21 protein-coding genes are annotated in these 21,768 nt (G+C 41.4%); 18 read left to right on the top strand and 3 right to left on the bottom strand.

The annotated features are described in order from the left end of the window. Positions 1-254: 254 nt before the first annotated feature. Together SORDD16_RS01235 and SORDD16_RS01230 are read right to left on the bottom strand one after the other, a co-directional pair. Positions 255-1,133 carry an AraC family transcriptional regulator gene (locus SORDD16_RS01235; RefSeq protein WP_061452042.1) on the bottom strand — a complete coding sequence of 293 codons (879 nt, stop codon included), beginning with the start codon at positions 1,131-1,133 and terminating at the stop codon, positions 255-257. Between the two features lie 75 nt (positions 1,134-1,208). Beyond that, positions 1,209-2,408, bottom strand: coding sequence for an L-lactate MFS transporter (locus SORDD16_RS01230; RefSeq protein WP_061452041.1), 1,200 nt, complete (start codon positions 2,406-2,408; stop codon positions 1,209-1,211). Positions 2,409-2,627: 219 nt separating this feature from the next. Between SORDD16_RS01230 and SORDD16_RS01225 the strand changes: the two genes are divergently transcribed. The 5 genes from SORDD16_RS01225 to SORDD16_RS01205 all read left to right on the top strand — a co-directional run bounded on the left by SORDD16_RS01225 (position 2,628) and on the right by SORDD16_RS01205 (position 8,857). Continuing rightward, positions 2,628-3,236, top strand: a complete 609-nt coding sequence (locus SORDD16_RS01225; RefSeq protein ID WP_000779601.1) for an NADPH-dependent FMN reductase — start codon at positions 2,628-2,630, stop codon at positions 3,234-3,236. 25 nt (positions 3,237-3,261) lie between these two features. After that, positions 3,262-5,673, top strand: coding sequence for a flavocytochrome c (locus SORDD16_RS01220; protein ID WP_061452040.1), 2,412 nt, complete (start codon positions 3,262-3,264; stop codon positions 5,671-5,673). A 185-nt stretch (positions 5,674-5,858) separates the two neighbouring features. Next, positions 5,859-6,857, top strand: coding sequence for a Holliday junction branch migration DNA helicase RuvB (gene ruvB, locus SORDD16_RS01215; RefSeq protein WP_081215099.1), 999 nt, complete (start codon positions 5,859-5,861; stop codon positions 6,855-6,857). Beyond that, positions 6,838-7,410 carry a nucleotidyltransferase family protein gene (locus SORDD16_RS01210; protein ID WP_061452039.1) on the top strand — a complete coding sequence of 191 codons (573 nt, stop codon included), beginning with the start codon at positions 6,838-6,840 and terminating at the stop codon, positions 7,408-7,410. The genes ruvB and SORDD16_RS01210 overlap by 20 nt, the downstream gene beginning before the upstream one ends. Positions 7,411-7,852: 442 nt before the next feature. Continuing rightward, entirely contained in the window at positions 7,853-8,857 is a 1,005-nt protein-coding gene (locus SORDD16_RS01205) for a sugar transferase (RefSeq protein WP_061452038.1), read from the top strand. A gap of 264 nt (positions 8,858-9,121) precedes the next feature. Here SORDD16_RS01205 and SORDD16_RS01200 read toward each other — a convergent pair whose 3' ends face one another. Then, the gene (locus SORDD16_RS01200; protein ID WP_061452037.1) at positions 9,122-9,535 is read right to left on the bottom strand and encodes an EamA family transporter; all 414 of its coding nucleotides are present in this window, start codon (positions 9,533-9,535) and stop codon (positions 9,122-9,124) included. Between the two features lie 214 nt (positions 9,536-9,749). On the opposite strand from SORDD16_RS01200, the gene glmS reads away from it, so the two are divergent. The 13 genes from glmS to SORDD16_RS01135 all read left to right on the top strand — a co-directional run bounded on the left by glmS (position 9,750) and on the right by SORDD16_RS01135 (position 21,763). Continuing rightward, positions 9,750-11,558, top strand: a complete 1,809-nt coding sequence (glmS, locus tag SORDD16_RS01195; protein ID WP_061452036.1) for a glutamine--fructose-6-phosphate transaminase (isomerizing) — start codon at positions 9,750-9,752, stop codon at positions 11,556-11,558. A 185-nt stretch (positions 11,559-11,743) separates the two neighbouring features. Next, positions 11,744-12,355 carry a helix-turn-helix domain-containing protein gene (locus SORDD16_RS01190; protein ID WP_061452035.1) on the top strand — a complete coding sequence of 204 codons (612 nt, stop codon included), beginning with the start codon at positions 11,744-11,746 and terminating at the stop codon, positions 12,353-12,355. A 67-nt stretch (positions 12,356-12,422) separates the two neighbouring features. Further along, positions 12,423-12,929 carry a hypothetical protein gene (locus SORDD16_RS01185; protein WP_061452034.1) on the top strand — a complete coding sequence of 169 codons (507 nt, stop codon included), beginning with the start codon at positions 12,423-12,425 and terminating at the stop codon, positions 12,927-12,929. Positions 12,930-13,040: 111 nt separating this feature from the next. Beyond that, positions 13,041-14,093 carry an LLM class flavin-dependent oxidoreductase gene (locus SORDD16_RS01180; RefSeq protein ID WP_061452033.1) on the top strand — a complete coding sequence of 351 codons (1,053 nt, stop codon included), beginning with the start codon at positions 13,041-13,043 and terminating at the stop codon, positions 14,091-14,093. 218 nt (positions 14,094-14,311) lie between these two features. Continuing rightward, a complete protein-coding gene (locus SORDD16_RS01175; RefSeq protein WP_128973445.1) occupies positions 14,312-15,316 on the top strand; it encodes a uroporphyrinogen decarboxylase family protein in 1,005 nt (334 codons plus the stop codon). A gap of 11 nt (positions 15,317-15,327) precedes the next feature. Further along, entirely contained in the window at positions 15,328-15,531 is a 204-nt protein-coding gene (locus SORDD16_RS01170; RefSeq protein ID WP_000837741.1) for a hypothetical protein, read from the top strand. A 2-nt stretch (positions 15,532-15,533) separates the two neighbouring features. After that, positions 15,534-16,529 (top strand): uroporphyrinogen decarboxylase family protein, encoded by a 996-nt coding sequence (locus SORDD16_RS01165; RefSeq protein ID WP_061452031.1) that lies wholly within the window; start codon positions 15,534-15,536, stop codon positions 16,527-16,529. 64 nt (positions 16,530-16,593) lie between these two features. Further along, positions 16,594-17,469: a transporter substrate-binding domain-containing protein gene (locus SORDD16_RS01160; RefSeq protein WP_061416047.1), complete on the top strand. Its 876-nt coding sequence runs from the start codon at positions 16,594-16,596 to the stop codon at positions 17,467-17,469. 17 nt (positions 17,470-17,486) lie between these two features. Next, positions 17,487-18,368 carry a transporter substrate-binding domain-containing protein gene (locus tag SORDD16_RS01155; protein WP_061452030.1) on the top strand — a complete coding sequence of 294 codons (882 nt, stop codon included), beginning with the start codon at positions 17,487-17,489 and terminating at the stop codon, positions 18,366-18,368. A 36-nt stretch (positions 18,369-18,404) separates the two neighbouring features. Continuing rightward, positions 18,405-19,097, top strand: a complete 693-nt coding sequence (locus SORDD16_RS01150; RefSeq protein ID WP_061452029.1) for an amino acid ABC transporter permease — start codon at positions 18,405-18,407, stop codon at positions 19,095-19,097. Between the two features lie 3 nt (positions 19,098-19,100). Next, positions 19,101-19,823 (top strand): amino acid ABC transporter permease, encoded by a 723-nt coding sequence (locus SORDD16_RS01145; protein WP_061452028.1) that lies wholly within the window; start codon positions 19,101-19,103, stop codon positions 19,821-19,823. A gap of 9 nt (positions 19,824-19,832) precedes the next feature. Then, complete coding sequence (locus SORDD16_RS01140) at positions 19,833-20,597, top strand: amino acid ABC transporter ATP-binding protein (RefSeq protein WP_061452027.1); 765 nt, start codon at positions 19,833-19,835, stop codon at positions 20,595-20,597. 407 nt (positions 20,598-21,004) lie between these two features. After that, positions 21,005-21,763, top strand: a complete 759-nt coding sequence (locus SORDD16_RS01135) for an isoprenyl transferase (protein ID WP_061452026.1) — start codon at positions 21,005-21,007, stop codon at positions 21,761-21,763. Positions 21,764-21,768: the final 5 nt, after the last annotated feature.

The following is a 21,768-nucleotide window of genomic DNA, read 5'->3' as shown; positions in this document are numbered from 1 at the left end:
TCGTGTATGGTAAATCAGAATACTTTCTCGCTCATCCATGCTAAAATGGTGATAACTCATAAGATTTCCTTTTGTAACTAGTTCGTTTAATTCCATTCTACTAGAAGATCTTATGAGTTTTTATTGTGCACTTATATTGTATATTCAAGGGACAAAATAGACTCTATAATTCCTACGGTGGATTTACCCACTACGGAAATTCTAGAATCCTTTTCGTTTGAAAAAACTCCTTAGAAAAGACTAAGGAGAAAGAATTATGTTTTCTTTTTAAGTTGTTGGTTTCGATACTGTCTAGGTGTTAAGTGATAGTGTTGTTTAAATTGACGGTTGAAGTTTGAAAGGTTGGTGAAACCGACTTGGCTTGCAATTTCTTGAATGCTGAGGTTGGTTTGGACGAGTTTCTCACAGGATTTCTCAAGACGTAACTGGAGCAAGTAGTCCATACAACTGGCTCCAGTATGTTGCTTGAAAATACTCATAAAGTGATTTTTACTATATCCAAATGTTGCAGCCAGTTGCTCGATATAAACGGGTTCTGCATAGTGCTGTTCAAGGTAGCAAATCACTTCTTTTAGTTTTTGGTATTTTTGGTAGGTATCATCTGTATAGTGTCGATTGACGTATCGATACTTAAAGAGAAGATGAAGCAATTCGTATAGTTTAGATTTTATGAGTAGATCGTAGTATATGCCTTTTTCTTCAAGGATAGAAAAGAGGGAAAGAAGGCAGGATTGAATTTGATCATAGGCCTTATCGCCTGGTGATATTTGAGGAGTGAGGCAAAAGTGACCAGAGTGGAGGGGTTGGATATAGCGTTGACTAAAGCTGTCTATTTGATTTCTTCCAAGACAATCTAGGTGGAAACGAAAGGTGGTAGAAAGTTGTTCTTGATCTTCGATAGAGTAGATAGTGTGAAGGGCTGTTGGCTGAATAAGAAAAATATCCCCTTCGCGACTTTCAAAGCGTTCAGAGTTGATATGAACGATGGCAGAACCCTTTGTAACATAAATAACCTCTAGCTCGGGATGACAATGATAGATTGTGTCAGGAGATGTTTTGGATAAGATTTGTTTTTCAAAATCATATGGGAAGTCAGATGGGTTATCTCGTAAGAAACGTGAACGGTCTGCCATGGTAAATCCTCCCAATATACTATTACTACTTTTATTATACCAAAAAAACTTCCGTATATAGGAAGTTTTCGGGCTTTAAGCTTTCTTCTTCATATAAAAAATAGTAAGCATAAGTCCAATGAAGGCCAAAGCAATAGCAACATAAAAAGCTACACTATAATTTCCATTATTAGCCATTGCCATTTGAACAGCGACTTTGGGAGCGAAAAATGCTGCTAAAGAATATCCAGTGAAGACGATACCGTAGTTGACCCCTTGATTTGCAGAACCGTAATTTTCCATGACGATAGATGGGAAGACCCCCATAACACCACCAAAGCAGATACCAAGCCCTATAATTCCTAAGGTAAACCCGAATTGACCCGGAACGATAGTTAGGGAGAATAAAGCTAGGACAATGACAGAATAGATAATCAATAAGGTCTTTGAACGGCCAATTTTATCAGAAAGTGACCCCCAGATAAAGCGACCACTAGAGTTTGCGATTGAATAAAGAGAGACATAGAGAGCTGCAGCGCCTGCAGAGAGTCCAAACATTGATTGACCGATTGGTGATGCCTGAGAGGCAATCATCAAACCAGAAAAGGCGCCAACAAAGAACATGCTAATGATAATGTAAAACAGAGGACTTTGTAGCATTTGTTTCCAGGTTTTATTAGTAGGTCCTTGCTTCGTTTGTACTGGAGCTTTCCAGCCTGCTGGTTGGTAGCCGCTTGGAGCTGCCTTGATAAAGAAAATTGCACAGATGATAACAACAATATAGACTAGCCCAATTGTACGAAAAGCAAAGAAGGCATCTTGTTGTTGAATGAGATTGCTTGCGACTGGAGAAGCGATGACTGCGGCAAATCCCATTCCGCCTGTCAGAATTCCAGAGGCTAAGCCACGTTTATCAGGGAAGAGGCGAAGTGAATTGGAGAGGGCACCTGAATAGGCAAAACCTTGACCAAGTCCAGCCATTAATCCATAGGTCAAATAAAGCATGGCTGGTGAATTGACATAGCCGGTTAAGTAAAATCCACTAGCAAATAGGAGAGCGCCGAGGGCGATGGTCCATTTTACATAACCTTTGTCAACTAAATAACCTCCGAGAATCATGGGGATAGGGCCTATTGCAGAGTTGATAGCAAATGCTAACATAATATCTGACATGGACCAGCCTGTTGAACTGCTAAGTGGTCCGGCAAAAACAGAAAAGGAATAGACGGCACCTGTACAAAGAAGAATGGCCGTAGACGCGACTAAAATCCGCCAACGATTGAATGTCTCTTTCATAAAAACATCCTCCGTAAATGTATATTTTTTCACCAAGACTATATCATAGTTAAGTAAGATGGTCAATAGTTTATGAAGATATTTTGTTAATTTTTTCACGAACTTATACTAAAGTACGATAATCTGATAGAATAACACGGTCTTTTATTATCAAGGATTTACAAGATTTTCTAAAGTAGTATAATGAAAGTAGATTAAATAAATGAAAGGGGTACCAAGATGAAACTAGTTGCTATCGTTGGAACCAATTCGGATCGCTCAACCAATCGCAAACTCTTGAAATTTATGCAAAAACATTTTTCAGATAAAGCTGACATTGAGGTATTGGAAATCAAACAATTGCCAGCATTTAACGAACCTGAGGACAAGCAAGCGCCAGCTGAAGTTCAAGCTTTTTCAGAAAAAATTCTTGCCGCTGATGGTGTGATTATTTCAACACCTGAATACGATCACACGATACCAGCACCTTTGGCCTCTGCTTTGGAGTGGATTGCTTATACCAGTCGTGCCTTGGTTAACAAACCAACGATGATTGTCGGAGCTTCTCTCGGTTTGCTAGGAACATCTAGAGCGCAAGCGCATTTGCGTCAGATTTTAGATGCGCCAGAGCTTAAAGCGAGAGTTATGCCTGGTACAGAGTTCTTTCTAGGTCATTCTGAGCAAGTACTAGATGATGAGTGTCATTTGAACAATCCTGAAAAGGTTGCAGAACTAGAAGAACATTTTTCAGAGTTTCAAAATTTTGTTGAACTAACAAAAGCTTTGGTCAAACCTGAAGATACAAATCGAAAAAAATCATTCATCTGGGAAGAATGGTTGAAAGCATAGGGAATTAATGAAAGGAGTAGAGTCAATGAAATTAGTAGCTATTGTTGGGACTAATGCAAAAAAATCCTATAATCGCAACCTGTTGCAATTTATGAAAAGACATTTTGCTCAGAAAGCGGATATTGAGATTTTAGAAATAACAGATGTACCAATGTTCAATGAAACAGATGATCAAACAGGTACACCTATTATTCAGAAGTTTAATCAAGCTATTTCAGAAGCCGATGGTGTCATTATCTCAACACCCGAGCACAATCATACGATTCCATCAAGTTTGAATAGCTTGCTCGAGTGGTTGTCTTTTAACATTCATCCACTAGACGGAAAGCCGACAATGATTGTCGGAGCTTCTTATGATATTCAAGGTTCTTCACGTGCCCAACTTCATCTTCGTCAGATTCTGGATGCTCCTGGGGTAAATGCAACAGTTATGCCAGGTAGTGAGTTTTTACTTGGTCGAGCGCATCGAGCGTTTGATGACAATGGAGATTTGATTGATGAGCGAACCGTTGATTTCCTAGATAGCTGTTTTTATCGCTTCCTTCGCTTTGTATCCGTTGCAAACCAACTAAACCTTCCTGAAGAAGTTCGGTTTGAACCGGGGACTTATCACGTTACAACCGAGGGACATAATGGTAAACTGCCGATGGAGGTAACGGTTTCAGAAGAGCGTATTGAAAAAATTGAGATTGACTCTTCTGGAGAATCTTCAGGAATCGCAGATGTTGTCTTTACTCGTATTCCAGCAGAAATCATTGAGGGGCAAACATTAAATGTTGATGCGGTGTCAGGAGCTTCTGTGACTTCAAATGGTGTTTTAGATGGAGTTGCGCGTGCAGTCAAACAAGCCGGTGCAAATCCGGATGTTTTACGCAAGCGTTCAAAAGCGCCATCTGCCCTAGATAAAGAAGATAAAACCTATCAGGCAGACGTTGTCATCGTCGGAGGCGGAGGAGCTGGATTAGCTGCAGCGGCTGCAGTCTTACAAGCTGGTAAGAAACCAATTGTGGTAGAGAAATTTCCTGCAATTGGAGGAAATACTGTTCGTGCAGGTGGTCCAATGAATGCACCAGATCCAGCATGGCAAAAGACCTTTGGAGCGAATCCAGGAGAGGCTCATACGCTTCAAGAATTGATTGCGACAGATGAATCAACGATTGATCCAGAATATCTAGAGGACTTTAGAGCCTTGAAAGTTGAGGTTGAGCAGTATTTGCAGGATCCGAGCTATTTGTTTGACTCTACCTTACTTTACCGTATCCAAACCTATATCGGTGGGAAACGAAAAGATTTACAAGGAAATGAAATTCATGGCCAATACGATTTAGTATCTGTTTTAACCGAACGGGCCCTAGAGTCTGTTCGTTGGTTGGAAGACATCGGCGTTGAATTTGTTCGTAGTGAAGTGACAATGCCAGTTGGAGCCCTTTGGCGTCGTGGCCATAAGCCGGTTCAACCAATGGGGTATGCCTTTATATCCGTCCTACAAAAATATGTTCTAGAGCATGGTGGCAAGATTTTGACAGATTCTCCAGTTAAAGAATTGCTTGTAAAAGACGGGGCTGTCAAGGGTGTCAGAGCAGAAGGTCGAAACGGTCAAACCATCATTGTCAATGCAGATGCCGTTGTTCTAGCTTCTGGAGGATTTGGTGCCAATACAAAGATGCTACAAAAATACAATACCTACTGGACTGAAATTGCAGATGATATTGCTACATCTAATACACCAGCTGTAACAGGGGATGGTATTCTTTTAGGTCAAAGTGTAGGTGCAGATCTAGTGGGTATGGGCTTTAGTCAAATGATGCCAGTATCCGATCCAGTGACAGGAGCCCTTTTCTCAGGGCTTCAAGTTCCTCCAGCAAACTTCATCATGGTAAATACTGAAGGGAAGCGCTTTGTAGATGAGTACGGTAGCCGTGACAAGCTATCTCAAGCGGCGATTGATAATGGAGGCTTGTTCTATCTAATCGCAGATGAACGTATCAAGGCAACAGCCTACAACACTAGCCAAGAAAAAATCGATGCCCAAGTCAAAGCAGGCACTCTCTATCGTGCAGATACGATAGAAGAGTTGGCGATTCAGATTGATATGGATCCACAGGTGTTAGCAGATACAATCAAGAAGTACAATTCTTATGTTGATGCAGGATTTGACCCTGAATTCAACAAGGGTAGTTTCGATCTCAAGTGTGAGGTTGCACCATTTTATGCAACACCGAGAAAACCAGCCGTTCACCATACAATGGGTGGACTCAAGATTGATACTTCAACACACGTTTTGAATGAAAAAGGTCAGATTATCCCTGGTTTGTATGCTGCCGGAGAAGTCGCAGGTGGACTCCATGCAGGTAACCGTCTAGGAGGAAATTCACTTACGGATATCTTTACTTTTGGACGTATTGCAGGTCAAACAGCTGTTAAAGAAAATTGTTAGTGATTGATTTAAAAAGTTAAGGTAATTTTAAGTCTCCTCGTGTATCATATAGTCATTAAATAAAGACCTCCTAACTTTATTTAATGAATTCCTAATCCTTTCTTTTTCATAATAATCTCCCTAAAGAAGCCACCCAATCAGGTGGCTTTTTTGTTTGTGGCTTGGATTTTTGCTATAATAGAAACATGAGTAGAATTTTAGATAATGAGATAATAGAGGATGAGGAGTTAGTCGAACGTACGCTCCGTCCTCAGTATTTACGTGAATATATTGGGCAGGATAAGGTCAAGGATCAGCTCCAAATCTTTATCGAAGCTGCTAAAATGCGGGATGAAGCGCTGGATCATGTGCTCTTATTTGGGCCTCCAGGTTTGGGGAAAACGACCATGGCCTTTGTCATTGCCAATGAACTGGGAGTCAATCTCAAGCAAACGTCTGGTCCTGTCATTGAAAAAGCAGGTGATCTGGTAGCAATTTTGAATGATTTGGAACCTGGAGACGTCCTTTTTATTGACGAGATTCATCGCTTGCCCATGTCGGTGGAAGAGGTGCTCTATAGTGCCATGGAGGACTTTTACATTGATATTATGATTGGGGCTGGTGAAGGCAGTCGCAGTGTTCATTTGGACTTGCCACCTTTTACCTTGATTGGTGCGACAACCCGAGCCGGTATGCTTTCAAATCCTCTGCGAGCACGTTTTGGGATTACAGGTCATATGGAATACTATGCCCACGCTGACTTGACGGAAATTGTTGAACGGACGGCAGATATTTTTGAGATGGAAATCACCCATGAGGCGGCAACTGAGTTGGCCTTGCGTAGTCGTGGAACTCCTCGTATCGCCAATCGTCTCCTCAAGCGCGTGCGCGACTTTGCTCAGATTATGGGAGATGGGGTTATCGATGATGTCATTACCGATAAGGCTTTGACCATGCTAGATGTTGACCATGAAGGCTTGGACTATGTGGATCAGAAAATCCTTCGTACCATGATTGAGATGTACGGTGGTGGACCTGTCGGGCTAGGAACTCTTTCTGTTAATATTGCCGAGGAGCGTGAGACGGTCGAAGATATGTACGAACCTTACCTGATCCAGAAAGGTTTCATCATGCGGACAAGGTCTGGGCGGGTGGCAACAGCTAAGGCATATGAGCATTTAGGCTATGAATACAGTGAAAAATGAGCAAGATATTTTAGACATTTTTAGAAAAAATCCAGATATGATGACCATTCTGACCATCATTCGAGACCTTGGTCTGAAAGACTCGTGGTTGGCAGCAGGCTCAGTTAGGAATTTCATCTGGAATCTCTTGTCAGACAAATCAGCTTTTGATCATGAAACAGATGTGGATGTGATTTTCTTTGATCCAGATGTTTCTTATGAGGAAACAGTATCCCTAGAGAAAAAGCTGAGAGAAGATTTTCCCCAGTATCAGTGGGAGTTGAAAAATCAGGTCTATATGCATCAGCACAGTCCCCACACTGTGCCCTATACGAGTTCTCGTGATGCTATGAGTAAGTATCCAGAACGTTGTACGGCGATAGGGCTTCGCTTGCATGCTGACGCAACTTTAGAGCTCTTTGCGCCTTATGGCTTAGAGGATATTTTGAACTTTCAGGTTTCCCCAACTCCTCATTTCTTAGAGAATGAAGACCGAATGAAGCTCTATCAAGAACGCTTATCCAAGAAAAAATGGCAAGAAAAATGGGAAAATCTCACTTTCTCAAATCTCTGAAAAGAAGTTAGTGACTTGATTACATAAGAATTCTATATGTGAGCTTGTGGTCATCACAAGATAAACAGAGAAATCTAAAGATGCAAAAAATTATATACTTAACAGGAACAACTCATTCAATCTATCATAGCTAACAAAGATGCCGAATTTGTGAGATTAAGTGAGAAAAACGTCTACTAGATTGTTCTTGGAAGAGAGAAAACAATGAAAATCTTAGTCGTCTCATCCATAAGTCCGTACTTAAAGGGGTAAAACGAACAACTAGAAAACTAGTCTCCTAAAATAGATGCTGGATAACATTATCCTAAAAAGATAAGACTCTTAGAAAAATTATCTCAGATAGCTAACTTGAGCTTGAAAATTAGCATATAAACGCTTTAGAAAAGTTGTAAATTGTGATACAATGTTTAGAGAAATTACTGAGACGAGGATTTAGAAAACAATGAAAGTACATTTCACAAATTTATTTGGGCAAGCATCAACGAGTGTGGCCTTAATGGCACAGAACAATGTCATGAAAATTGTTCGAGACTTCGGAGTTAACGAACTGGGGATATATTTTTATGATGCAAGCCATGAGCCGTGGGAAGAACTGAATTCGCGGATGGATGGAATTGTCGCGGGGGTATCTTATGGAGATGTGGTCTTTTTCCAATCCCCCTCATGGAATAGTGTTGAATGGGACAATCACTTGATAGAAAAGTTAAAGCTTTCTCATGTAAAAATGGTGATGTTTATACACGATGTTCAGCCGCTGATGTTTGAGAGCAATTATTACCTTATGAAGGCACACATTGATATGTATAACAAGTGTGATGTGGTGGTAGTGCCATCAGAACAAATGTACCAGAAACTCGTTTCAGAGGGATTAACCGTCAAGAAGTATGTTGTTCAAAAACTCTGGGATCTTCCCCATGGTTTGGAACTCTATACTCCAAAGTTTGAGAAAAAATTAATCTTCTCAGGAGATCCGTCTCGTTTTCCACATATTGTTGACTGGAAACACAGTACCCCCCTTCATGTTTATGCTACGAGAGCAGAGGGAGTAGATTATTCCAAAGTCCATCTTGAGGGGTGGCGAACTCAGCAGGAATTATTGTTGGAGTTGTCTAAAGGAGGAGGTTTTGGCCTAGTATGGGGAAATTCCGAAAATCCTGCGGAAGAGCGTGACTACTACAAAGAAAATGTTTCTTATAAGTTGACAACTTATCTGGCTGCGGGTATTCCTGTGGTTGTGCCAGACTATCTTTCTAATGTGGACTATATCCGTGAGAAAGGTTTGGGCTTTGTCGTGTCCAGTTTGGAAGAAGCTAGCCGTGTAGTTCAGGAATGTACGGCAGAAGAATATGATCAAATGGTCACAAGAGCGAAATACACAGCCTACTTGATTAAAAATGGGTATTTCACGAAGAAATTATTTATTGATTCCATGATGCTCTTAGATTAGCCAGAAGTCGGTCATCGATTTACTACATTCAGATTTAGAAAGGCAAAATTTCAAGTCGAAGTTAGCCATCTGAGATAATTAGTTTTTATATCAACTGTAATGGGTTGATGAAAAAACTCATCTTGGAGGGAACCAATTTGGTTCTCTCCTTTTTGCTAGACGCTTGAAGCTGATTCCCTGTACTTATAAATTTAGACATGACAAAATACCCTAAAAAGCTATCTAACTTTTTAAGGGTGGGTTATATACGGAGGAGGGTGATGATTATAAGATCATCACCAAGGTCCCAATCGTAATCAGTATACATCCAATGATTGTTTTTAACGTCAGGACATCTTGTAGAAAGAAAAAGGCTAAAACGAGTGTGATGACGAGACTAAACTTATCGACAGCAGATACCTCAGTCGCATTGCCCATCTGCAAGGCCTTGTAGTAGCAGAGCCAGGAGGCGCCTGTTGCCAAACCAGATAAGATGAGAAAGAGCCAACTTTTTCTACTGATGTTGACAATCTCAGTCTGACTATTGGTCAAGAAAACCATGGCCCAAGCCATAAGGATGACGACGACCGTACGAATGGCTGTTGCTAGATTGGATGGAACTCCTTCAATCCCAATTTTGGCTAAAATAGAAGTTAAGGCTGCAAAGACAGCAGATAAAAGTGCGAAGAAAAACCACATGATAACTACCTCCTATCTCTATTATAAGTAATCGAATCCGACTTGTCAGTTCTCAAGTGAAATCTTGCTCTGATGGTATTTTAAAAACTATACCAATTTTTATGCTTGACAAGTGAGAAAAACAAGTATATACTGTCTTTGCTGGTTCTGTGAAAGGAAAATCAGACTATACCAATTTAAGGAGAAAGCACAGCTAGCCTGTGTCGTATATACTATGTGTGGAATTGTCGGTGTTGTAGGAAACACAAATACAACTGATATTTTAATTCAAGGGCTTGAAAAGCTCGAATACCGTGGTTATGATTCTGCGGGAATTTTTGTCCTAGGTGGTGCTGAAAATCATCTAGTCAAGGCTGTTGGCCGTATCGCTGAATTGTCTGCTAAGACAGCTGGTGTTGAGGGAACAACTGGTATCGGTCATACGCGTTGGGCGACTCACGGGAAACCAACTGAGGACAATGCTCACCCACATCGCTCTGAGACTGGACGTTTTGTCTTGGTACACAATGGGGTGATTGAAAACTACCTTGAGATCAAGGAAGAATACCTTGCAGGTCACCACTTCAAGGGGCAAACAGATACGGAAATCGCCGTTCACTTGATTGGAAAATTTGCAGAAGAAGATGGTTTGTCAGTTCTTGAAGCCTTCAAAAAAGCCCTTCACATCATCCGTGGTTCATATGCCTTTGCCTTGATTGACTCTGAAAATCCAGATGTCATCTATGTCGCTAAGAACAAATCACCACTCTTGATTGGTCTTGGAGAAGGTTATAATATGGTCTGCTCAGATGCTATGGCTATGATTCGTGAGACCAACCAATACATGGAAATCCATGACCAAGAGTTGGTAATCGTCAAGGCTGATAGCGTCGAAGTTCAAGACTATGATGGCAATCGCCGTGAACGTGCTAGCTATACTGCGGAGCTTGACTTGTCAGATATCGGTAAGGGAACTTACCCTTACTACATGCTCAAGGAAATCGATGAGCAACCAACTGTTATGCGTAAACTCATCCAAGCCTACACAGATGAGGCTGGTCAAGTAGTGGTAGATCCTGCTATCATTAAGGCTGTTCAAGATGCAGACCGCATCTACATCCTTGCAGCTGGAACATCTTACCACGCAGGATTTGCTTCTAAGAAGATGCTGGAAGAGTTGACGGATACACCAGTTGAACTTGGAATCTCATCGGAGTGGGGCTATGGTATGCCACTTCTCAGCAAGAAACCGCTCTTTATCTTTATCAGTCAGTCTGGTGAAACAGCGGATAGCCGTCAGGTGCTTGTCAAGGCCAATGAAATGGGTATCCCAAGCTTGACAGTGACAAACGTTCCAGGTTCAACTCTTTCTCGTGAAGCCAACCATACTATGCTTCTTCACGCGGGCCCTGAAATTGCTGTGGCATCAACCAAGGCCTACACAGCACAAATTGCAGCTCTCGCCTTCCTTGCAAAAGCAGTCGGAGAAGCAAACGGCAATGCTAAAGCGCAAGCCTTTGACCTGGTTCATGAATTGTCAATCGTAGCTCAGTCTATCGAATCAACCCTTTCTGAAAAAGAAACCATTGATGCCAAGGTTCGTGACCTTCTTGAAACCACTCGCAATGCCTTTTACATTGGACGTGGTCAAGACTACTATGTAGCCATGGAAGCAAGTCTCAAACTCAAAGAGATTTCTTACATCCAGTGTGAAGGATTTGCGGCAGGAGAACTCAAGCACGGAACCATTGCCTTGATTGAAGAAGGGACGCCTGTCTTGGCTCTCTTGTCAGATCCAGTTCTTGCCAACCACACTCGTGGAAATATCCAAGAGGTCGCAGCCCGTGGTGCTAAGGTTCTCACTATCGCAGAAGAAAATGTTGCTAAAGACACAGACGATATCGTCCTTACGACCGTACACCCTTACCTCTCACCAATCTCAATGGTCGTGCCAACACAATTGGTCGCTTACTTTGCAACACTCCACCGTGGCCTTGATGTGGACAAACCACGTAATCTTGCTAAGTCAGTAACAGTAGAATAAGATAAAAGAGTCTAGTTTGCCATAAGTAGGGTATAATGTAAATATATAACAAATCGGAATTTATAGGGATTTGTATTGAAAAATACATTTGCAACTGCAAGTTGACATATTTCTATATTTTAATGGTGGCTATGCAACCAATGAAATTGTTATGATTGTATCATAAAAGAAAGGAGTGTTGTCAAATGAACATGGCAGACAGAATACAATATTTAAGAAAAATTAAAGGAATATCACAAGAAGAACTTGCTGATAAGGTAGGTGTTTCAAGACAAGCTGTTTCAAAGTGGGAAAGTGAACAAAGTACACCTGAGTTAGAAAAAGTAATTATAATGAGTGATTATTTTGGTGTTACTACAGATTATATTTTAAAAGGAATTGAACTGGTAGTAGATAAAGAACAAAAAAATAGAGAATTTGCTAGCAAGGTACTTTATATCTCATCAACAGCCTTTATTGCTATTGGATTGTTTTGTGCATTTGCTGAATGGTATGAAAAACAAACAATGGAAGCTATTTTGGGGGCAATAATTATTCAAGTGGTAGGAATTGTTGGATATTTTATCGCAAGAATATTATCAGAAGAAAAAGCACCGTTTTATGTGAATTGGCTTAATATAATTGGAATTGCTTTTATGCCTACTTCTATGGCTACTGGTTTTATTTCATTGTTGATTTTCAAACAGGGGTGGGTTGCGCCATACCCTATAGGAATATTTCACGTTTTGAATTTTATATTAGTTCTATTTGTGATTTTGATTACAAGTTATATTATTTTAAAAAAACAGATAAAATAGCATTTTCTCACCCCTATATTGTATACTCTAAGGAGAAGAAAATGAAGAAGAAAAAAATATTATTGCTATGCTGATTGGTATCGTCTTGTCTAGTTCTTTCTTGATACGTACGGTCTTGATCCATCAGAGGAGACAAGCGAAAAAGCAAAACCTGGAATGGATTGCTGCGGTGCAAGAGACGGTTCAGTCTCAAGATCAAAAGAAAGCTGAAGAGCAGAAAGAACAATTTAAAAAGGCGTTTGAAGGTATAGATAGAACTTCCATTCAAATGAAAGACTATGATAGCCACACAAAGATTAATGCGGAATATAGTTTTGGTACAAAGGATGGAGTACACTACCTAGTGGAATTAAAAACAGGTGAGAAAGTAACTCTGGAAGGTGTGGACAAGGCCTTTCCTTTGACTGTCAAGAACGAGGACACAAATAGTACGGGGCTTGCCCTGGTTGTCCGTAAAGACCAAGCCTGGTACATGATTGATACAAAGGGTGAGACGATTTACACTTTTGAACAAACAGAATTGACAGAAAACTCGAAGTTAACTTTGAAAGACAATAAACTACAGGTAGAATAAACTAAGAAAGTCTAGTTCATCTAGGCTTTTTCTAATGAGCAAATTTATTGAAAATAAAACTAATTAGTGATAAAATGTCCTAAAAACTAAAAGAGATAGTGAGAAAACAGGATGGTAGAATTAGGAATTTCAACATTTGGTGAAACAACAGCTCTAGAATCGACTGGGCAGATTTACAGTCATGATGAACGCATTCGTCAGTTGGTGGCAGAGATAGAGCTGGCTGATAAGGTTGGTTTGGATGTGTACGGGATTGGGGAGCATCATCGGGAGGACTTTGCGGTATCGGCGCCAGAGATTGTTCTTGCAGCTGGGGCGGTTAATACCAAGAAGATTCGTTTGACTAGTGCAGTCAGCATTCTCTCGAGTATGGATCCGATTCGCTTGTTCCAACAATATGCCACCATCGATGCCTTGTCAAATGGCCGTGCGGAGATTATGGCAGGGCGTGGTTCATTCACTGAGTCTTTCCCACTGTTTGGCTATGACTTGAAAGACTACGAAACTCTCTTTGATGAAAAGTTAGATCTGCTTCAGCTGGCAAATAAAACCACCAAAGTGACTTGGCAGGGGCAATTGACTCAAAGCATTGCTGGAAAAGAAGTTTATCCCCGTCCAGTTCAGGACAAATTGCCATTGTGGGTGGCGACAGGTGGTCATGTAGAGTCAACAGTGAAGATTGCTCAGATTGGGTTGCCGATTGTCTATGCCATTATCGGTGGCAATCCGCGTTACTTCAAGAAATTGATTCAAGCTTATCGTGAGATTGGTAGGGAAGTCGGTCATGCTGAAAAAGACCTGAAAGTGGGTGCTCATTCTTGGGGCTGGATTGCTGAAGATGGCGAGCAGGCTGTAAAAGATTATTTCCATCCGACCAAGCAAGTGGTGGATGCGATTTCCAAGGACCGTCCACACTGGCAGGAGTTGACCTATGAGCAATATTTGGAGCAAGTTGGTCCAAATGGTGCCATGTTTGTGGGAAATCCAGATCAGGTGGCAGAAAAATTGATTCACATGATTGAGGATTTAGGTTTGGATCGCTTCATGCTACACTTACCACTTGGTTCCATGCCTCATGATCAAGTTTTGAGAGCCATTGAACTCTTTGGCACACAAGTGGCGCCCAAAGTACGAGCTTACTTTGCCATGAAAGAGGGGGTATAAAAAAATCCAATCGGTTTGATAGAAAATCTATATAAGCTCCTTTTTGAACAATAGATAAAAATAAATAGAATCTTTGAAAGGCCAGTAACATCAAGCTTTTCAGGGATTTTTTTCTTTATAGATATAAAAATTTCCAATCGAGTTGATAGTCAATATATATTGGGAAAAGGGGAAAAGGAATGGTAAGATGGTTTCAATCCAAATGGAAGGAGAAAGGTATGGTAAGTAAAAGAGACTTAGTTTTTAGGGCAATTCGAGGAGAAGAAGTGGAGCGAGTTCCAGTTGGTTTTTGGTTTCATTTTGTAACCTTGGAAGAAAAAGGTCAAGGTTTGAATAACCCAAGAATTTTCAATAAAAGCGTTGATGGGCATAGACGGTATGTGGAAGCTATCAAACCTGATTTTGTCAAAATCATGAGCGATGGTTTTTTCATTTATCCAAGTAATGTCTATAGTCCTAAGATTGCAAGTATTCAGGAACTGACTTCTATTGAGTCGATTGGTGAGGATCACCCTTGGATTCAGCAACAGGTGGAAGTAGTTCAAGCAATTCGAGAGACCTTTACTGAAGAGATTGCTTCTTTCTACAATATCTTTTCACCTATCTCCTACCTCAAGCGCTGGTTTCGCACAGAAACTTCACGAGGAGATAAGGAAGTAGCTGATCTTTTGCTCGAAAATCCTGAGCGATTCAGAGCAATTCTAGATGTGATTGCAGGAGATATTGCTATCCTAACTCAGAAAATCATCCAGCAAGGTGGTGCTGATGGGATTTACCTCAGCACTCAAGAGATTCAGGATCAACGAATCACTCCTGAACTCTATCAAGCCTATATTGAGCCGAGCAATATAGAGATTTTAAAGGCAGCAAATCAAGCTGGTGGGATCAATATCCTTCATATCTGCGGTTTCGAAGGTGCTAGCAATGATGTGACAATTTTTAAAGATTATCCGGTGCAGGTAGTTAACTGGGCAACACACCATGAGAATGTTAGTTTGACGCAGGGGCAAGAGTTGTTTCAAGGTAAGGCCGTTTTAGGTGGTTTTGAAAATGGTAAGAAAAGCTTACTTTATCAAGGTTCCAAGGCGGAATTGCAAAATGAAACAAGGCGGTTGCTGGCTGAAGCTGGTAGCAGAGGAGTTCTTCTTGGAGCTGACTGTACTGTCCCAGATGACTTTGACTTAGAGAGGTTGGACTGGATTCGTCAAGCAGCCGTTCTCTAAAAGGAGGAGCTATGAAAAGTAAAAGATGGGGTATCTTCATTGCAGTTGTCGGTTTGCTGGCCTTGGTCGCCATAAGCGTCGTAAAAAATCAGCACTGCAAAAATGGAGAGAGATGTCGTGGAGTTCAGGATTTTTCCAAGTCCAGTCTCCCCTTTCTACGCTCGAATGATATCGCAAGCAGTTTATTAGTTGAAAAAGTAAGAAATGGAGAATAAGAATGTCAGAAAAAAGAGAACGCGTTTTAAAAGCATTTAAAGGTGAAGCAGTAGATCGAGTCCCAATCGGATTTTGGCACCACTTTACAGAAGAAAGTGAATGGCTAGAAGGATTTTCGAATCCTAGAATCATTGAGAAAAACTTGAAGGGGCACAAGACCTTTATCAAGGAGTTGGATCCAGACTTTGTCAAACTCATGAGTGATGGCTATTTCGCCTATCCAAATCCCGTTATTGGCAAGGAAAAAACCATTCAGGAGCTAGGCGCTATTCAACCTCTTGGGGCCGATCACCCATGGATCCAAGAACAAGTGGACTTGGTTAAGAAGATTAAGGCCGATTTCCCTGAGGATATTGTGGCGATTTACAATATCTTTGCGCCAATTACTTATCTCAAATGGTTGGTTGGGAAAGTTGCAGGAGGTGATGAGGAAATCGCAGCCTATCTCAAAGAAGACAAGGCAACCTTGAAAAAAGTTTTGGATGTGATTGCTCAAGACATTGCCGCGCTTAGCAAGAGAATCATCCAAGAAGCAGGAGCGGATGGGATTTATCTCAGTGTCCAAAGTATCCAAGGCGGAGCCGTTTCAGTAGAGGATTATCAAGAAATCATTGCTCCAAGCGAAGTAGCGGTACTTGAAGCTGCAAATGAGGTTGGTGGTATCAATATTCTGCATATCTGTGGCTATGAAGGTGCTCGGAACGATATTCATATTTTTGCAGACTATCCAGCGCAAGTCTTTAACTGGGCAGTCGGTCCAGAAGGCATCAGCCTTTCTGAAGGTCGAGAAATCTTCAAAGGTCGGACTGTACTGGGTGGTTTTGAAAATGGTAAGTCAGGCTTACTTTATACTGGAAGCAAGGAAGAAATTCAAGCGGAAACCAAACGATTGATCGCTGAATCTGGTAAAGAAGGCTTGATCATCGGAGCGGACTGTACCGTCCCTAGTGATATTGCTGTGGAACGTCTCCAGTGGGTCAAGGAAGCCACTCTATAAAGGTTGCGGTCCAAGTGTTGTTTTAGGAGCTTTGAAAAGTTAGGATCAAGTGGGAGGAGGACTTATGTCAAAGAAAGCAAAGATTATTACAGGAGTTGCGCTAGCAGGAGTTGTCGCAGTAACGATTATCAGTCGATTGGCCACTCAAAAAGGCACCCAAGCGGTTGAAAGTCAAGCAAGTCAATCGGAAAGGGTTATTCAAGTAGCCTATTCTCAGGCTCATGCTCCTTACAATTTCACCAATGAGCAGGGAGAACCAGATGGCTATGAAGCTTCCGTTCTAAAGGCGATCGATGAAAAATTGCCTCAATACCGCTTTGAATATACAGGAACCAATGACGAAGCTCTCCTAATCGGACTGGAATCTGGCAAGTTTGACATCGGAACCAAGGCGGCTTGGTATACGGATGAACGGGCTAAGAAATTCATCATTCCAAAAGAGGCCATTGGGGCAAGTATCATCGGCTTTACGGTGCGAAAAGAGGACGAAGCCAAGTACAAAAACATCAATGATTTTGCCAAGGAAAAAGGGAAATTAGTGCCCATTTCGCCGCAAAATGCCCAGTGGAGTGTGATCAAGGACTACAATGACAAGCATGCAGATACTCCGATTGAGTTGACCGCAGCGGAATCCTTTAAAGTAGCGGATGCCTATGCTTGGGTCTTAGAAGGGCGTTATGATGCCTACTTTGATGTTAAGTTGTCCTATGCACGATCTGTGACAAAGGAAGACGGTCCTTACCACCAATACGCAGACCAGCTGACCTGGTTCCCTTATAAAGGAATTCTGACCTATCCTTTGATTCACCGAAATGAAGAGAACGAGGAGTTTTCAAAGGCTTATGATCAGGCTATTCAAGAATTAAGAGCAGATGGAACCTTGGCTAAATTATCTGAGAAATTCTTTGGCGAAGATGTCTTCTCCTATGCAGATGAATAATGAGAAAGAGGAAATGAATGAGTAAAAAAACATGGATTATCGGAGGCGTTGCCTTAGTTGCAGTAGTTGGAGGAACGATTCTTGTGCGCAGTTTGTCTGGTTCCGAGGCAGAAAGTAATAGTAACACAGCTGCTTCAACTGCAGTGACAACGCTCAAAGTAGCCCATACCCAGAACTACGTTCCTTATGACTTTGTCAATGAAAAAGGGGAATCAGATGGTTACGAAGTAGCTGTTTTGAAGGCTGTTGATGAGAAGTTAGCAAACTATAAATTTGAATATACTGGAACCAGTGATGACGACCTCTTGATTGGTCTGGAATCAGGCAAGTATGACATCGGAACCAAGGGAGCTTGGTACACAGATGAACGAGCTAAAAAGTTTGTCATTCCATCTGAACCAGTCGGAGCCAGCATCATCGGATTTACTGTCAGAAAAGAAGATGAACAGAAATACAAAACCATTGATGACTTTGCTAAGAATAAAGGGAAATTAGTGCCTATTTCACCGCAAAATGCGCAATGGAATGTTATTACCAGCTACAACGACAAGCACAAGGATGCTCCAATTGAATTGACCGCAGCAGAATCTTTCAAGGTTGCGGATGCCTATGCTTGGGTCCTAGAAGGGCGCTATGATGCCTTCTTTGATATTAAACTTTCCTTTGAAAAGGCGGTGACAGCAGAGGATGGATCCTACCATCAGTATGCAGACAAACTCAGTTGGTTCCCGTATAAGGGGATTCCGACCTATCCTTTGATTCACCGTGATGAAAAGGGGGAAAAATTTGCCAAAGAATACGAAAAAGCAATCAAAGAGTTGAAAGAAGATGGCACGCTTGCTAAGCTATCTCAGCAATACTTTAAAGAAGATGTCTTTAGCTATGTAGATAAAGACTAGAACATTCTAAACGAAATTAGAAAGGGTTTCGCAAGCATGGTTTCTTATGATTTTTCAAAGGTCTTTCAGTTTTTGCCGACTCTTTGGCAGGCTCTTCCTATGACGCTCTTGGTGCTAGTTTTAACAACCATATTGGGTTCCTTATTTGGTGGTCTGCTGGCCTGGGGACAACTGGCTGAGGACAAAACCTTTGCGAGTCTTTCAAAGGGTTACATTTTTACCCTTCGTTGTACGCCGCCTATTGTTTTGCTCTTTCTAGTCTTTTATGGCTTGCCAGAATTTCTGAAATGGTGGCTTGGTTTGGATATCAACAACTGGTCTAAAACTATTTTTGTTCTCTTGACGATGATTCTCTTGTTTGCGGCTATTGTTGCCGAGGTTTTCAAGGCGGCCTATCAAGCTATTCCGAAGGGGCAGACAGAGGCCGGGCTTAGTATTGGTTTGACTCCAGCTCAGACCTTTTGGAGAATCATTTTTCCCCAAGCTTTTCAGGTTGCTCTTCCCAATATAACGACCGCTGTTCTCAACCTCATGCGAGATGCTGCCTTGGCCTATACGATCGGTTTTGTTGATGTTATGGGAGCAGGGAATCTCTTGATTAGTCGCAACTTAGGGAACTACTCTTTGGAAACCTATACGGCGGTTGCACTTCTTTACTGGGGAATTGCCTTGGTTATTTCTAGCTTGAGTCGTTTGCTTGAGAAGTCTTTGGAAACAAAAGGGAGGTAAGAAATGGATATAGACTATATTGCAAAGACCTTTCTGGAGACCTTGAAAGGTGTACCGACCACCTTGATCATCATGATTGTGGCTATGGTCTTAAGTTTTTTACCGGCTCTATTTTTGGCCTTGGGACAGATTTATAAGATTCGAGGGGTGAGGAGTTTTTCTCTGGTTTATCTGGCCTTTATCCGAGCGACTCCTCCGATTTTATTAATTCTCTTCTTTTATAGTTTGTTTCCAAGTTTGTTGAACCAATTTCTCAAAAGCATAGGAAGTGACCTTGATATTTTCAAGCTTAATCCTCTCTATTATGCCTTCATCATTTATAGTTTGATGACGGTCGGGAGTTTGTCGGAGATCTTACGTTCAGCTATCTTGACTGTGGACAAGGGGCAATTAGAGGCAGCGCATGCGATTGGGTTGACTACGACACAGGCCTATCTAAGGATCGTTTTTCCTCAAGCCTTGCGCTCGGCCTTACCTAACTTGGCCAATCTGGTGATCAATATCGTCAAAGGGACATCTCTGGTCTTTGTCATGACCATCAAGGACATCACCGCTATTGCTCGTGTGGAAGCGTCTTACGGTTACCAGTATTTTGAATCTTATTTTGTGATCTTTTTACAGTATATTTTGATCTGTGGCTTGATTCAGTGGGGCTTTTCAGTATTGGAGAAAGGCTATGTAAAGAAAGAAAAGGGCGCAAAAGCATCTAGCGCGCGTTTTGTATAGGAGGACAGGATGTTACAAGTAGAACATATCGCAAAAACATTTGGTGAGAGGCAGGTACTGGAGGATGTCAATCTCCAGGTCAACCAAGGGGATGTTGTCGTTATTTTGGGACCATCAGGTTCGGGGAAAACGACCTTTCTCCGTTGTCTCAATCACTTAGAAAAAGCTGACAGTGGCCGTTTGACCTTGGCAGGAGAGACCTATGACTTAGCCAAATTAAGCAAGAAAGATATTCTAGAAATTCGCCAAAAAACAGCCTTTGTTTTCCAACACTACAATCTCTTTGCAAATAAAACTGCTCTGGAAAATATTCTGGAAGGCCTAATCGTGGCTCGTAAAGTACCTAAGGAAGAAGCGCTTAAACGTGCAGAATCTGCCTTGGAAAAAGTTGGTTTACTGGCCTACAAAGACTACTACCCTTCCCAGCTATCTGGAGGGCAACAACAACGAATAGGAATTGCGCGTGCTATTGCCGTCAAGCCTGAGGTGATTTTGCTAGATGAACCAACATCTGCACTAGACCCTGAGTTGGTTGGAGATGTTTTGGATGTTCTGAAACAGTTGGCGGGAGAAGGTGTGACCATGGTGGTCGTCACGCATGAAATGGGATTTGCTAGGGATGTCGCTAACCACGTTATTTTCATGGATGGAGGCCGTATCGTAGAGGAGAACAATCCACGTGATTTCTTTGGTCGTCCGCAGGAAGAGCGAACCAAGCAGTTTTTGGCTCGTATCTTGTCGGATGCTACCTACAGTGTAGAATACATGATTTGATAGATAAGTACATTATGAAATTAACTTATGAAAACAAAGTTCAAATCTATAAACTATGGCAAAAAGGTGTCAGCTTGAAATGACTTTCAGAAAAAGCTAGGTTTTAGACTTAGATTGGCTATTTGATATACTTTTCGTACACTCAAGTGGGCAATCTTATTTTAAAGTTCTCATTTCTCAAAAAACTTAAGAAAAATTTAAGTTAGGGACGGTATACTGAGTTCATAAGTTAAGAGAAACTTAACTTAAACTCCTAAAACTTTTTCATAATAATCTCCCTATAAAATTAAGTCGCCCAATCAGGCGGCTTATTTTTTGTCTGTAAGGAGAGCTAATAACTTAGCGATAGAAGAAAATAGGGAAATATGGTATAATGAAACGATAGATTTTTGAATAGGAATAAGATCATGTTTGGATTTTTTAAGAAAGATAAAGCTGTAGAAGTTGAGGTTCCAACACAGGTTCCTGCTCACATCGGCATCATCATGGATGGGAATGGCCGCTGGGCTAAAAAACGGATGCAACCACGGGTTTTTGGTCATAAGGCGGGGATGGAAGCCCTCCAAAAGGTGACCAAGGCAGCTAACAAGATGGGAGTTAAGATCATCACTGTTTATGCCTTTTCAACGGAAAATTGGACACGCCCAGATCAAGAAGTCAAGTTTATCATGAACTTGCCAGTCGAGTTTTATGACAACTATGTCCCTGAATTGCACGCAAATAACGTTAAGATTCAGATGATTGGAGAGACGAACCGTTTGCCTAAGCAGACTTTTGAAGCTTTGAAAAAAGCAGAGGAGTTGACAAAGAACAATACGGGCTTGATTCTCAATTTTGCGCTTAACTATGGTGGTCGTGCTGAAATTACGCAGGCTTTTAAGAGCTTGGCTCAGGAAGTTCTAGATGCCAAAATCAATCCTGGTGATATTACAGAAGATATGATAGGGGACTATCTTTTCACGCAACACCTGCCAAAGGATTTGCGAGATCCTGATTTGATTATCCGCACGAGTGGTGAGTTGCGTTTAAGTAATTTCTTGCCATGGCAAGCAGCCTACAGCGAACTTTACTTTACGGATACCTTGTGGCCTGATTTTGATGAAGCCGCCTTGCAGGAAGCTATTGCTGCTTTTAACCATCGCAATCGCCGTTTTGGAGGAATTTAGAAGAA

It is taken from the genome of Streptococcus oralis, assembly GCF_001578945.1.
In the GTDB taxonomy this organism is placed as follows: Bacteria; Bacillota; Bacilli; order Lactobacillales; family Streptococcaceae; genus Streptococcus; species Streptococcus oralis_Q.
This window is presented reverse-complemented; position numbering and strand designations above follow the sequence as displayed.

Excerpts from the sequence above, each read along its gene's own strand:
- glmS (WP_061452036.1), top strand. The coding sequence starts at position 9,750 with ATGTGTGGAATTGTCGGTGTTGTAGGAAACACAAATACAACTGATATT.
- SORDD16_RS01190 (WP_061452035.1), top strand. The coding sequence starts at position 11,744 with ATGAACATGGCAGACAGAATACAATATTTAAGAAAAATTAAAGGAATA.
- SORDD16_RS01230 (WP_061452041.1), bottom strand. The coding sequence starts at position 2,408 with ATGAAAGAGACATTCAATCGTTGGCGGATTTTAGTCGCGTCTACGGCC.
- SORDD16_RS01200 (WP_061452037.1), bottom strand. The coding sequence starts at position 9,535 with ATGTGGTTTTTCTTCGCACTTTTATCTGCTGTCTTTGCAGCCTTAACT.
- SORDD16_RS01235 (WP_061452042.1), bottom strand. The coding sequence starts at position 1,133 with ATGGCAGACCGTTCACGTTTCTTACGAGATAACCCATCTGACTTCCCA.
- SORDD16_RS01205 (WP_061452038.1), top strand. The coding sequence starts at position 7,853 with ATGAAAGTACATTTCACAAATTTATTTGGGCAAGCATCAACGAGTGTG.
- SORDD16_RS01175 (WP_128973445.1), top strand. The coding sequence starts at position 14,312 with ATGGTAAGTAAAAGAGACTTAGTTTTTAGGGCAATTCGAGGAGAAGAA.
- SORDD16_RS01225 (WP_000779601.1), top strand. The coding sequence starts at position 2,628 with ATGAAACTAGTTGCTATCGTTGGAACCAATTCGGATCGCTCAACCAAT.
- SORDD16_RS01220 (WP_061452040.1), top strand. The coding sequence starts at position 3,262 with ATGAAATTAGTAGCTATTGTTGGGACTAATGCAAAAAAATCCTATAAT.
- SORDD16_RS01140 (WP_061452027.1), top strand. The coding sequence starts at position 19,833 with ATGTTACAAGTAGAACATATCGCAAAAACATTTGGTGAGAGGCAGGTA.
- SORDD16_RS01150 (WP_061452029.1), top strand. The coding sequence starts at position 18,405 with ATGGTTTCTTATGATTTTTCAAAGGTCTTTCAGTTTTTGCCGACTCTT.
- SORDD16_RS01160 (WP_061416047.1), top strand. The coding sequence starts at position 16,594 with ATGTCAAAGAAAGCAAAGATTATTACAGGAGTTGCGCTAGCAGGAGTT.
- SORDD16_RS01155 (WP_061452030.1), top strand. The coding sequence starts at position 17,487 with ATGAGTAAAAAAACATGGATTATCGGAGGCGTTGCCTTAGTTGCAGTA.
- SORDD16_RS01170 (WP_000837741.1), top strand. The coding sequence starts at position 15,328 with ATGAAAAGTAAAAGATGGGGTATCTTCATTGCAGTTGTCGGTTTGCTG.
- SORDD16_RS01135 (WP_061452026.1), top strand. The coding sequence starts at position 21,005 with ATGTTTGGATTTTTTAAGAAAGATAAAGCTGTAGAAGTTGAGGTTCCA.
- ruvB (WP_081215099.1), top strand. The coding sequence starts at position 5,859 with ATGAGTAGAATTTTAGATAATGAGATAATAGAGGATGAGGAGTTAGTC.
- SORDD16_RS01210 (WP_061452039.1), top strand. The coding sequence starts at position 6,838 with ATGAATACAGTGAAAAATGAGCAAGATATTTTAGACATTTTTAGAAAA.
- SORDD16_RS01180 (WP_061452033.1), top strand. The coding sequence starts at position 13,041 with ATGGTAGAATTAGGAATTTCAACATTTGGTGAAACAACAGCTCTAGAA.
- SORDD16_RS01185 (WP_061452034.1), top strand. The coding sequence starts at position 12,423 with ATGCTGATTGGTATCGTCTTGTCTAGTTCTTTCTTGATACGTACGGTC.
- SORDD16_RS01145 (WP_061452028.1), top strand. The coding sequence starts at position 19,101 with ATGGATATAGACTATATTGCAAAGACCTTTCTGGAGACCTTGAAAGGT.
- SORDD16_RS01165 (WP_061452031.1), top strand. The coding sequence starts at position 15,534 with ATGTCAGAAAAAAGAGAACGCGTTTTAAAAGCATTTAAAGGTGAAGCA.